Origin of the sequence: Streptomyces poonensis, assembly GCF_014650915.1 — a bacterium.
GTDB classification, from domain to species: Bacteria; Actinomycetota; Actinomycetes; order Streptomycetales; family Streptomycetaceae; genus Streptomyces; species Streptomyces poonensis.
Genome location: NZ_BMVW01000001.1, coordinates 995,170 through 1,007,155 on the forward strand (window position 1 = coordinate 995,170; position 11,986 = coordinate 1,007,155).

The following is an 11,986-nucleotide window of genomic DNA, read 5'->3' on the forward strand; positions in this document are numbered from 1 at the left end:
GCAGGATTCGGCAGGGGCGGGGACGGGGCTGGCACGGCCCACGGAGCGGGCCGGGTGCCGCGCTCAGCGCAGCCGGAAGGCCTTCATCAACCTCAGGCTGCGGCTCATGAACGCCGCGTACTTCTCGTCGTCCATGCCGAGCGAGGGCGCCATCGGCAGCAGCCGCTGGTGGGCGACGGTCTGGGCCTCGGTGTACTTGAGGATGCCCTCGGAGCCGTGGCGGCGGCCGAGGCCGGAGTCCTTCATGCCGCCCATGGGCGACTGGACGCTGCCGTACGCGGCGGCGTAACCCTCGTTGACGTTGACCGTGCCGGTGCGCAGCCGGGCGGCGACCGCGCGGCCCCGGCGCCCGTCCTTCGTCCACACCGACGCGTTCAGTCCGTACGGGGTGGCGTTGGCGAGCAGGATCGCCTCGTCCTCGTCCTTGACGCGGTAGACGGACACGACCGGACCAAACGTTTCCTCATTGCACACGGCCATGGGGGCCTCCACGCCGTCGAGGATGGTCGGCTCGTAGAAGTACGGGCCGATGTCCGGGCGGGCGACCCCGCCGGCGACGATCTTCGCGCCCTTGGCGACAGCCTCCTCCACGTGCCGCTTGACGGCCTCCAGCTGCCGCTCGCCGGCCAGCGAGCCCATGTCGGCCCCGTACGCGAGGGCGGTACCCAGCCGCATCGCGCGCGTGCGGGCCGCGAACCGCTCCAGGAAGGCGTCGGCGACCGACTCGTGCACGTACAGCCGTTCGATGGAGATGCAGAGCTGGCCGGCGGACGAGAAGCAGGCGCGGACCGCGCCCGCGGCCGCCTTGTCGAGGTCGGCGTCGTCCAGGACCAGCATGGCGTTCTTGCCGCCGAGTTCGAGGGAGACGCCGACGAGCCGGGCCGCGGCGCTCTGCGCGACCTCGCGGCCGGTGCGCGTGGAGCCGGTGAAGGAGACGTAGTCGCCGCGCCGGACGACCTCGGGACCGACCACCGGTCCCGCGCCGATGACGACCTGGAACGCCTCGGCGGGCAGCCCGGCCTCGATGAGCAGGTCACGGGCCCACAGCGCGGTGAGCGCGCTCTCCGTGTCGGGCTTCATCACCACCGCGTTGCCCGCGACGAAGGCGGGCAGCGCGTCGCCGACGGACAGCTCCAGAGGGTAGTTCCAGGGGACGATCTGGCCGACGACACCGCGCGGGTGGCGCAGTTCGGTGACGCGCGTGAGCGTGGGTATGGCGCCGGTGTGCCGCTTGGGCCTCAGATACGCGGCCGCCCCGCGCCCGTAGTGCCGCGCCGCCACGGCGACGGCCTGCACCTCCTCGTGGGCGTGCAGTCGCGCCTTGCCGGTCTCCAGCTGGATCAGGTCCAGCACCTCGGCCTGGCGTTCGAGCAGCAGGTCGTGGAAGCGGAGCAGGACGGCCGCGCGCTGCCGTACGGGCACCTGGGCCCAGACGACCTGTGCGGCGCGCGCCTGCTCGAACGCCTTGTGCACGTCCTCGGGCGTCGCCTCGGGCAGGTCGGCCAGCTTCTCTCCGGTGAACGGCGTGTGGACGGCCGTACTGCCGGAGCCCGCCACTCCCTTGGTGAGCTGGGCGACCAGTTCCGGGGTGACCACGTCCGCGGCCGTGCGGACGCCCTCCGGGGTGGGGGCAACGGGGTTGAGACCGGGGGTGCCAGTCGCACCGGTCATGCCCGTACTGGCCTTCTCAGGAGCCTGCGCGTCGGTCATGAGGCGCAGGGTATGCCTGCGCGAAGGCTTTGGGTACCCGTCGGTAACAGGGTTTCACCGTGCATACACACCGCGCCAGTGATCGGTGGCAACGAATGCGCTGATCAGGGCCTTGTGCCACATCGTGGTCACGTCGTGAGGATCTCCAGCCGCTCCCGGGCTCCCTTGAAGACAGCGGTGCCCCTCTTCTCGTCCGGCGTTCCCTTCGGCATGTCCACGCGCAGTTCGTACATCCGGCCGTCGTCGACGAGGACGAACAGCTCCATCGTCCTGATACGCCTTCCCTCCGTCTCGTACGTGGTGTCGGCGAGCACCGCCTCGTACCCGTGGAAGCTGGTCGACGTGTACAGCGTCTTGGACTCTCCGTACCCGGCCCAGGTCTCGGCCGCCTCCTCCGCCTGCCCCCTCGGTGAGAGCGGCGCCAGGTCCCACTGGGTCAGACGTACCTCGATGACCCCGTCGTTGTCGTACAGCGCCATCCTGGGCTGGTCGTTCGGCCCGCCCTGCTCGTGGAAGCGCAGGTACTGCCGGGGCAGGGAGAGTACGGCTTTCAGATCCTTCTCCTGGTGGGCGACCCAGCTGCCGGAGGGGTAGGGGGAGTCGGAGGAGTGGGAAGTGGCCGGAGGGTCGGAGACCTCAGGGGAATCGGAGGAGCCGGGAGACGAAGGGCTGGATCCGGAGGGCTCGTTCGCGGAACCGGCGGTCACGGATCCGCTGTCGTGGCCGTCGTCAGTGAGGGAGGTGCCGATCCAGACCCCGCCGACCAGGAGAGCTGCGCCGAGGAGTGTGGTGGTGAGGAGGCGGGCGGGTATGCGGGAATGCTTGGCGGGTGAGGACGCCGTGAGTGACTCGGGGGCCCGCTGGGACGGAGGCGCGGACGCGGCGCCGTCCGGCTCCGGCTCCGGCTCCGGATCCTGCTCCGGCTCCGGCTTCAGCTCCGGCTCCGGCTTCAGCTCCGGTTTTTCCCGCGGTACGTCGCCGCCCAGATCCTCCCGCAGCACATCACCGCCCGGCTCGGCCTGCCGTACGTCGCCTCGTACGTCATCTCGTACGTCACCTCGTACGTCGCCTCGTGCGCCGCCGCCCGGTTCCTCCGTCTCGTCGGCGGAGCCGGTGGCGCCGCGGAGACGCACCGTACCGACGTCGTCGGCGAACTCCCGCAGCCCGGAGGCGTCCTGCGGAGGAACCGGCGATCCCTTCTCCGGTACGGGCCAGCCCTCCGCCACGGCCTCCAGTACGGTCGCGACCTCCTCCGCACCGGGCCGGTCCTCCGGGGCCTTGGCGAGCAGCCGAACGATCAGCGGGCCGAGCGGTCCGGCCTGCCGGGGCTCCGGCGGCTCGACGGAGAGGATCGCGGCGAGGGTGGACTCCAGAGTCGTCCGCCGGAACGGGGACCAGCCCTCGACAGCCGCGTACAGCAGGACTCCCAGCGACCACAGGTCGGAGGCCGGACCGGTGCCGCGCCCGGACATCCGCTCCGGCGCGACGAACTCCAGCGAGCCGATGAACTCGCCGCTCACGGTCAGGGACTCCTCTCCCTGGATGTGGGCGATGCCGAAGTCGGTGAGGACGACGCGGTCGTGGCGGCCGATGAGCACGTTGGCCGGTTTCACGTCACGGTGCACGATGCCCACGTCGTGAGCGGCTTTGAGGGCCCCCACGACGGCCAGGCCGATACGGGCGGTCTCGGCGGGCCCGAGGGCACCGCGCTGGAGGACTTCGTGGAGGGACTCGCCCCGGATCAGCTCCATGACGATCCACGGCAGCCCGTCCTCCACGACCACGTCGTGGATGGACACGGCGGCGGGGTGGTCGACACGGGCGGCGGCCCTGGCCTCGCGGTGCAGCCGGTGGGCGGCGCGCCGGCGGCCGGCGTCGCCGGGGTTCTCCGGGTCCCCGGGCAGGCGGGGCTGCTTGACCGCGACCTCACGCTCGACGAGTTCGTCGACGGCACGCCACACGGTGCCCATGCCTCCGGAACCGATGCGCTCGGTGAGGCGGTAGCGGCCGCCGAGCAGGCGCCCTCCTGGTACCCCGTTGCCCGCCTCTTCGCTCATGTCCCATCAGTACCGCGCAGGGCGGGAGCTTGTCGACGGCGCTCCGCCTCAGTCCCGCGGATCTCGGCAGCTGGCCCTGCTGTCCCTGCTGTCCCTGCTGCCTATGCTTCCTTACTGACCCGCGGGCCCTGGCGGCTCTTGGGCAGGGCCGTGCGTCCGACGGCCGCCGCGAGCTTGCGCAGCCGTCGCCAGTCCAGGGGCGGTGTGGGGTCCGGGACGCCGGGCCGGTCGGCGGGCACCCGCACCCGCAGGGCGCGCGGCGCGATCCGGCACCGTACGGGCGTCGGCAGGCACAGCGCCTCTCCGTCGATCCCCACGTCGATCTCGGACCGGTCGGCCTCGACGATCACCTCCTGGGCGGTCAGGACGGTGACACCGGGGGCGTTGGGTCCGAGCAGCAGGGCGGCGGCCTCGGCGGCGTTCCCCACCTTGATGCCGAGCACTCCCAGCCAACCGGAGTCCAGCCGCTCGCGCCGCCCGAGGCCGAGCAGGTCGTCGCTGCGGTAGGGGTTGTTGGAGACGAGCACGGCCTGGGGCGCCTCGACGACGGTCTTCTCGGCGTACGCGACCAGCGTCGGCCCGCGCTGGTGGGTGAGCAGGTCGGGCAGCAGCTCCAGTGCCGTACGCACCTTGTCGCCCCGGTACTCCGGGCTCTGCACGACTGCGGCGTAGGCGCCGAAGGAGGCGTTGTTGACGAAGGGGTACGGTGCGCCGGCCCCGGGACTCTCGGCGAACCCGAGGTCGACGCGGAGTTCGACGCCCGCGGCGGTGAGCGCGTCGAGGCAGGCGGCGGGGTCGTCGCGGTCGAGCCCGAGATCCATGGCGAAGTGGTTGCGGGTACCGGCGGAGATCACGAGGAAGGGGAGGTCGTGCTCGGCGGCGACGGCGGCGACCAACGCCTGCGTACCGTCCCCACCGGCGACACCGAGCAGGTCGGCGCCGCCCCGGACCGCGTCCTGGGCGAGCGCGACGACGTCCTCGTCCCCGTCCGTCCGGTCCGGGTCGAGCAGATGGACACGCGCGCCCAGTCGCTCGGCCTTCTCCTTCAGCCCGAACCGTTCCACCTTGCCGTCACCGGACCGCGGATTCATGATCAGGAACGGCCGTTCCGGGACGGGCGCACGATACTCACGCACGCGCACCTGATGGGACCTCGTGCTGCTCAGCGCGAACTTGCCCGCCCACACCGCCAGCGCCCACAGCGCCAGGGACACGACGACGATCCACAGCAGGTTGGCGGCGGCGAACAGCACCGCGACGACGACGGGCGCGGCGACCGCGAGCAGGACGGCGGCGCCCCGGGCCGCTCCCTTACGGGTCAGCGCCCACCAGAGCCCGGCGAGGGCGAGCCCCACGCCCAGCAGACCGCCGGCGAGCAACAGCACACTCGCGGCCCTGGCGACGGCCACGGGCAGCAGCACGGCCAGGGCCGCGGCGCCCAACGCGACACGGGCCGCCCAGCGCTGCCGCGCGTGAGCCCGTCCGTCGAAATCGATGCCCACCCCACTCATCCCCCCATCCCCCATCCCCCCATTCCACCCATCCCCCCACTGCGCCCATCCCCCATTCCGCCCGCCCCGCCCGCCCCGCCCGCCCCTGTCGCCGATCATGCGCTCGACAATGAAAAGGGTAGAGCGGAGAAGCGGTCAGACGTGCGGAACGATCAACTCCAGAGCCCATCCCCTCCCGCGCACAGCATCGAACGCCAGGCGCTGCCGCAGCGTGGACAGTCACCGCCGTACACCGCGATCATTCAGGATCCTCACTCACCCGACCGGCCGACCCACGGCCGAAAGAGTGAAGAAGCGTGTCCCCCGGAAAGCGTGACCGTCGGCACCGTGCCCGGGACCTTCCGGGACCTCGCACTGTTGGAGAGAGCGGGCACGGCCGGCCGGGCCGTCGCCCCGGATCGACGTCCGAGCGTGCCGTAAGCCGTGAACCGCGTCCCGTGAGCCGTGAGCAACGTGCCGTGAACCGCGCGCCGTAAGCCGCCGTGACGTCCCGAGAGTGGAGTCCACGCGCGTCATGAGGATCAGCTTTCTGCTGCACAACGCCTATGCCATCGGCGGCACGGTCCGCTCGACCCTCAATCTGGCCGGAGCGCTGGCCGCCCGCCATGAGGTCGAGGTCGTGTCGGTGTTCCGCACCGCGGACAAGCCGCTGCTCGGCGTGAGCGGGAAGGTCCGGTTACAGCCTCTCGTCGACGAGCGTCCCGAAGCGCCCTCGTACGAGGGCGCGCACGAACTCATGGCCCGGCCCTCCGACGTCGTACCACCGACGGAAGTGCTAGCCCACCGCTACACCGCGCTCACCGACCAGCGCCTGTGCGCCTTCCTCGACACCACGGACGCCGATGTCGTCGTCGCGACGCGGCCCGCGCTCGTGGTGCTGCTCGCGGAGCACGGATCACGCCGCTATCTGCGGATCGGGCAGGAGCACCTGTCGTACGACCACCACGTGTCCGGTGTCCGCACGGCGCAGAACCAGGCGATCCGTCACCTGGACGGCTTCGTGACCGTCTCCGCGCGCGACGCCGCCGACCACCGTCGGCATCTGCCCGGGGTCGGAACACGGATCACCGGCATCGCGAACACCGCGCCCGAACCGCAGGCCGAGCCCTCCGACCTGCGGGTGCCGTTGGTGGTCGCCGCCGGGCGGCTCGTCCGTGTCAAGCGCTACGACCTGCTCATCGAGGCCTTCGCCAAGATCGCGGCCGTACACCCGGAGTGGCGGCTGCGCATCTACGGTCAGGGCCCCGAGCGGGCGAACCTCCGTGCCGCCGTCGACGCGCTCGGCCTGAACGACCACGTGTTCCTCATGGGGCCGCACGCCGTCATCGAGACCGAGTGGGCCAAGGCGTCCGTCGCGGCGGTGAGCTCCGAGTGGGAGTCGTTCGGGATGACGATCCTGGAGGCCATGCACGCCGGTGCACCCGTGGTCGCCGCCGACTGCCCGCACGGACCGGGCGAGATCATCACCGACGGGCACGACGGGCTGCTCGTGCCACCGGGTGACGCGGACGCGCTCGCCGGTGGGCTGCTGCGGCTGATCGAGGACCCGGGCCTGCGGGACCGCCTCGGCGCCGCAGGCCGTGCGGCCGTGCAGCGGTACGCCCCTCGGGTGATCGCCCGCGAGTACGAGCAACTCTTCGCCGAGCTGCGGGAGGCGCGCACTCCGGTCGCGGTGCGGGTCATGCGCCGGGCGCGCCGCGCGGTGCGCGATCTGCTGCCTCGTACGCCCGCTCCCTCACAGGCGCATCACTCCGGCCCCGCATCGCGCCCGGACACCAAACCCCGTCCGCTGCGGCCGCAGGGGGGCTGCCGGGTCGACACGGAGGGGCGCGTACGGGTCTGGGTGCGCGCCTCGGGGCTGTGCGGTCCATCCGGTTCACCAGGCTCGTCCGGCCTCTCCAGCTCAGCCGACTCGTCAGGTGCATCCGGCCTATCAAGCGCATTCAGACCATCAAGTACATCCGGCCCGTCAGGTGCATCCGGTCCATCAGGTGCATCCAGTCCATCAGGTCCGCCCGGGGAAGGGTTCGCGCTCGTGCTGCGGCATCGGCACGGTGACGCGGAGTTCCGGGTGCCGCTGGAGCCGCCGACCGAGGCGAAGGGGGCCTGGACCGCCACCTTGGCCCGTGACCGGCTCGAACTGGCCGAAGGGCGCTGGGACCTTCATGTCCAGCGGCCGTCGGACGGGGTACGGCGACGCCTCGACGCACTGCTCGTCGAACAGCGCGGTCTGCTGCACGCGGCACCCGCGCCCGAGGAGTCCGTCGCCTGGTGGATCCCGTACCGGACCAAGGGCGGCCACCTCGCGCTGCGTACCTTCCGGCGCACCGCGCACGGCGAGGTCACCGGACTGTCCGCCGGCGACGGGTCGCTGGCCGTGGAAGGTGTCGTCCACGGGGAAGCTCCGCTGGGCGCGGGGGCCGCTCTGGTGGGCATCGCGCGTGGCGAGGAGACCGAGGACCTCGAGACGCCCGTGACGACGGTGCAGGGGCGGCGCTTCCGGGTCCGGCTCACTTCGCTGCCCGGGCCCGTCGGCACCGGTGACGATCAGGAGGAGGGCGCTGGTTCCGGCGAGGAGGGGGTCTGGGACCTGTTCCTGCGTCCCGCTGAGGACGCGGCTCCCGTTCGGCTCGGGCGACTGCTCGACGACGTCGTGGATCGCAAGAAGACCACCAAGTACCCGGCCGTCGCCCTGACCCCTGCGGAGGGTGTCACGGTGCGGGCCCGGTTCTTCTTCACCGTCAGCAATGACCTGGCGGTCAGGTTGTGTTGAGGTCCTCGCCCGGCGCCCCACGCACCGACGTCCCGTGCTTCCGCTCGCACTCGCGACGCCGGTGCGTGCGGTGCCCTCAGAGCCTGTGGATCTTCAGGTTCTCGACGACGGTCTTCGCGATCTCCCGGCCCTCTTCGGTGAAGTGGCCCTTGCCCGGGTAGTCGATCCAGACGCGGTACAGGTCGCCGTTGTCCGCCTTGTAGTAGAACAGCCGGGCCTCCCGCACCCGGGGGTTCGACGTGTCGGCGGTCGTGTAGACGACCGTGTTCTCGGCGGCCTCGCGTTCCTTGTAGGCGGTCTCTTTCGGGTCGCCCTTCGGTGCGGGTGTGTCGGCGATGTTCCAGCTGTACTCGCCGTCCCTCATCGTCGTCCAGTGCTCGTAGGCCTGGAGCGGCGCGGAGGCCGGGAGTTCGTTCTCCTTGTCGTCGGACTTCGGGCTGAGGTCCAGACTGATCGACATCATGCCGCTCGGGTCGGAGAAGGTGACGTCGGTGCCGTCCCAGTCGTCGCCGGGCTCGTTCTTCACGAATCCGGCGGGCACGCCCATGCTCGCGCCGATCCTCGAACCGAGATCGTGGTTCTTCCAGCCCTCCGGCAGCGGGCCCGCGAACGGTTCCGCGATCACCAGGTACGCCGCCACCGCCGCCGCGACGACCGCCGTGCCCAGGGCGAGCAGCGTCTTGCGGCCGATCCGCAGGCCCCCGTCACCGTCATCGCTGCCAGGAGGAGCGATCCGGATGACCTCGGTGGGCACCGGCGGCTTCGCCACCTCCTCCAGGAGGGCACGCACCTGGGCGGCGGACGGGCGGCGCGACGGGTCCTTGTCCAGCAGGCCGTGGATCACCTCGGCCAGCCGGCCCTTCGCCGCAGCGGGCGCGGCCGGTGTGGCGTTGAGGACGGCCTGAAGGGTCGCCGGAGTGGTGCTGCGGCGGAAGGGCGAGACGCCCTCCGTGGCCGCGTAGAGCACGACACCGAGCGACCAGAGGTCGGACGCCGGGCCCGGACGCTGGCCGAGGACGCGTTCCGGCGCGATGTACTCGGGGGAGCCGACGAAACCGCCGGTGTCCGTCAGATTCGTCTCGCCCTCGATCTGCGCGATGCCGAAGTCGGTGAGGACGACCCGGTCGTGGCGGCCGAGCAGTACGTTGTCCGGCTTGACGTCACGGTGCAGGATGCCCGCCGCGTGGGCGGCCTCCAGGGCGCCGAGGACCTCCAGGCCGACTCTCGCCGCTTCGCGTGCCCCGAGAGTGCCCTCCTGGAGGACGTCCCCCAGCGAACGGCCCCGCACCAGCTCCATCACGATCCACGGTCTGCCCTCCACGACCGCCACGTCGTGGACGTTCACGACCGCCGGGTGGTCGAGCCGGGCCGCGGCACGTGCCTCGCGACGCATGCGCTCGAAGACGTTGCCTCGTTCGCGGTCGGGAAGGTGATCGGGGACGCGGGGCTCTTTGACGGCGACCTCGCGGTCCACCGTCTCGTCCTTGGCCCGCCACACCGTGCCCATCCCGCCGTGCCCGAGCTTCGCCAGCAACCGGTAACGGCTTGCGATCAACCGACCGGCACCGGGTTCCTGCGCGGGCGGGTTCGTCACCTGGGCGGGCGTCCGCTGTGCGGCCTCGGTGGGCGCCGGCTGCGCGGGCACCTCCGGCTCCTGGGGCCGGGCGTACGGGTTCCCCGGGTACGGCACACCCGGCCGTGGCGGTTGCAGACCGAAACTTGTCGGCTCGTCCGCCCCACGAGGGGCGCCCCCGTCGCTGCTCATGGGGTCATCTCTATCGTGGCGGGCGTCCCACTTCCACCCTCGTCCCCTTCCAGTCACAGACCCGTGACGCGGAGCGTCACTTATCTCCCTTTTATGAGCGATGCCAGTGGGGGATATCGCCGCGAAACGTTTCCTCGGACGTGGTTCCCGTGAAGGAGATCGTGGACGGCTGCCCGAAGGACTGCGTGGGGGACTGCGCGGGGGACTGCGTCGGGGAGTTCGCGGGCGATCTCGGGGACGACTCCCTGGGCGAGTCGGTGGTCGACTCCGTAGGCGACGTAGGCGACGTAGGCGACGTAGGCGAGGTCGTGAGCGAGTTCGTGGACGACTCCGCAGGAGAAGGCTCGCTGGGGGACGAGGTCACCCCCGTAGGCGTACGCGGCTCGGAAGTCGACGGCGGCCCCCCACCGTGCCCCCCTTCCCGCATCAGCAGCGCGGCCGCCGACACACCCGCACCGGCCATCGCGGCCACCAGCGCCGCAGCGATCAACGCGCCCTTCCAGGAAGTACGCCCCGATGGCTCGGTTCCTCTCCGGCCGGGCAACCCGGCCCCGAGCCCGAACAGCCCGCCACCGGCCCCCACCTGGCCCGCGCCACCCGGGGCTGCCGGGGTCGCCGAGGCCGCCGAGGCCGCCGAGGCCGCCGAGGTCGCCGAGGTCGCCGAGGTCGCCGAGGTCGCCGAGGTCGCCGGGGCTGCCGGCCCCCGCACACCACCGGAAGCAGTCCCGGGCGCACCCGGGGAAACACCCTCGGCTGCCGCCCCGGCACTCCCGGCACCCCCGGTATCCCCGGCATCCCCGACATCCCCGGCGCCCCCGCCGACATCCCACGGCCCGCCTCCGTCGCCGCCGAGCGACCCCTGGGACGGCCCCGGGGACGGCCCCGAGGGCGGCTCCGCAGGCGGGGCGGGCCTAGGATCCCGGAACAGGAAGGCCGGCCTCGGTATCTGCCGCCGCACCGGCAGGTGTCCCGGCGACACCTGCGGCATCCGCCCCGTCTCCCGGTACGCCCGCAGCAAGCGCTCCGCCTCCACCGCGTCCAGCCGCAGCTCCGGATTCCGCTCCAGCAGGCCGAGTACGACGGAAAGCAGCGGAGCGGCCTGCGCGGGCGGGCGTATCTCGTCGACCACGACCGCGTGCAGGATTCCGCCCAGCGAGTCACGCCGGAACGGCGACTCACCGCTCAGCGCCGCGCACAGCAGCGCGCCCAGCGACCACAGGTCGGACTCCGGCCCCGTACGCGCCCCCGACATCCGCTCGGGCGCCGTGTACTCGGGCGAGCCGACGAACGACCCGCTCTCGGTGAGCGTCGTCGCGCCCGGGAGCTGCGCGATGCCGAAGTCGGTGAGGACGACCCGGTCGGTGCCCTCCTCCAGCAGGACGTTCGCGGGTTTGAGGTCGCGGTGCAGCACGCCGGAGTCGTGCGCCTTCCGCAGCGCGCCCAGCAGGTCGATGCCGATCCGGGCGGCCTCACGCGCGTCCACCGGCCCGTGCACGGTGATCCGGTCCTCCAGCGAGCCGCCGTCGATCAGCTCCATCACGATGTACGGCTGCGCGTCCTCCTCGACGACGTCATGCACGACGACGATGTTCGGGTGGCTGAGCTGCGCCACCGCACGGGCCTCACGCAGGGTGCGCTCGCGCTGCCGCCGCGACTCCGCACCGGACAGCGACGGATCGATGACGATTTCCTTGACCGCCACCTGTCGGCCGAGGAGCTGGTCGGTCGCCCGCCAGACGACACCCATGCCACCCCGGCCGAGTCTGCCCTCCAGGCGGTAACGGCCAGCTATGACGCGGAAGTTGGCCCCCTCGGTCCCCATACGCCTCATCATGCCGCACCGGACGGAGTCCCTCCGGGGTGCCGTACCCGCGCGTGGCCGGTAAGCGCCGTACAGACGCACGCGGGGGGCGTACGCTTTCGGTCCGCCATCGAGCCTCTCGCGCCCCTTGCTCCCCGAAGGCGGACGTGCGGAAGGGCGACCGACCGTCAAGCGTTGAAGTGGTGCGCACGCCGGGAGCCCGCACAGCCGTACCCGCCGTCCCTCGCGTCACCACACCGTCGTCGCGCCCGCCACTCCACCTGTCCCCCGCCCGTCGACCGACCAGCAGTGCGGCACGGCGCCCGCACTGCCCCGTCCGCGGTGTACCGGCCCTCGACCGGCCCGGCC

6 protein-coding genes are annotated in these 11,986 nt (G+C 72.1%); 1 reads left to right on the forward strand and 5 read right to left on the reverse strand.

All coding sequences use genetic code 11. From position 1 onward, the window contains the following. Positions 1–63: 63 nt before the first annotated feature. The 3 genes from IE242_RS04370 to IE242_RS04380 form a co-directional block, all read right to left on the reverse strand. Positions 64–1,710 carry a succinic semialdehyde dehydrogenase gene (locus IE242_RS04370; RefSeq protein WP_189855426.1) on the reverse strand — a complete coding sequence of 549 codons (1,647 nt, stop codon included), beginning with the start codon at positions 1,708–1,710 and terminating at the stop codon, positions 64–66. 128 nt (positions 1,711–1,838) lie between these two features. Then, the gene (locus IE242_RS04375) at positions 1,839–3,767 is read right to left on the reverse strand and encodes a serine/threonine-protein kinase (protein ID WP_189855428.1); all 1,929 of its coding nucleotides are present in this window, start codon (positions 3,765–3,767) and stop codon (positions 1,839–1,841) included. 101 nt (positions 3,768–3,868) lie between these two features. Continuing rightward, the gene (locus IE242_RS04380; protein ID WP_189856398.1) at positions 3,869–5,269 is read right to left on the reverse strand and encodes a diacylglycerol/lipid kinase family protein; all 1,401 of its coding nucleotides are present in this window, start codon (positions 5,267–5,269) and stop codon (positions 3,869–3,871) included. Positions 5,270–5,792: 523 nt separating this feature from the next. Between IE242_RS04380 and IE242_RS04385 the strand changes: the two genes are divergently transcribed. Continuing rightward, positions 5,793–8,051 carry a glycosyltransferase family 4 protein gene (locus tag IE242_RS04385; protein ID WP_189855430.1) on the forward strand — a complete coding sequence of 753 codons (2,259 nt, stop codon included), beginning with the start codon at positions 5,793–5,795 and terminating at the stop codon, positions 8,049–8,051. Between the two features lie 76 nt (positions 8,052–8,127). Here the strand turns inward: IE242_RS04385 and IE242_RS04390 are convergent, their stop codons facing one another. Both IE242_RS04390 and IE242_RS37355 read right to left on the reverse strand, forming a co-directional pair. Further along, positions 8,128–9,816, reverse strand: coding sequence for a serine/threonine-protein kinase (locus tag IE242_RS04390; RefSeq protein WP_189855432.1), 1,689 nt, complete (start codon positions 9,814–9,816; stop codon positions 8,128–8,130). Positions 9,817–9,907: 91 nt separating this feature from the next. Beyond that, positions 9,908–11,638: a serine/threonine-protein kinase gene (locus tag IE242_RS37355; protein WP_229858155.1), complete on the reverse strand. Its 1,731-nt coding sequence runs from the start codon at positions 11,636–11,638 to the stop codon at positions 9,908–9,910. Positions 11,639–11,986 lie beyond the last annotated feature (348 nt).

Excerpts from the sequence above, each read along its gene's own strand:
- IE242_RS04370 (WP_189855426.1), bottom strand. The coding sequence starts at position 1,710 with ATGACCGACGCGCAGGCTCCTGAGAAGGCCAGTACGGGCATGACCGGT.
- IE242_RS04375 (WP_189855428.1), bottom strand. The coding sequence starts at position 3,767 with ATGAGCGAAGAGGCGGGCAACGGGGTACCAGGAGGGCGCCTGCTCGGC.
- IE242_RS04385 (WP_189855430.1), top strand. The coding sequence starts at position 5,793 with ATGAGGATCAGCTTTCTGCTGCACAACGCCTATGCCATCGGCGGCACG.
- IE242_RS04390 (WP_189855432.1), bottom strand. The coding sequence starts at position 9,816 with ATGAGCAGCGACGGGGGCGCCCCTCGTGGGGCGGACGAGCCGACAAGT.
- IE242_RS37355 (WP_229858155.1), bottom strand. The coding sequence starts at position 11,638 with ATGGGGACCGAGGGGGCCAACTTCCGCGTCATAGCTGGCCGTTACCGC.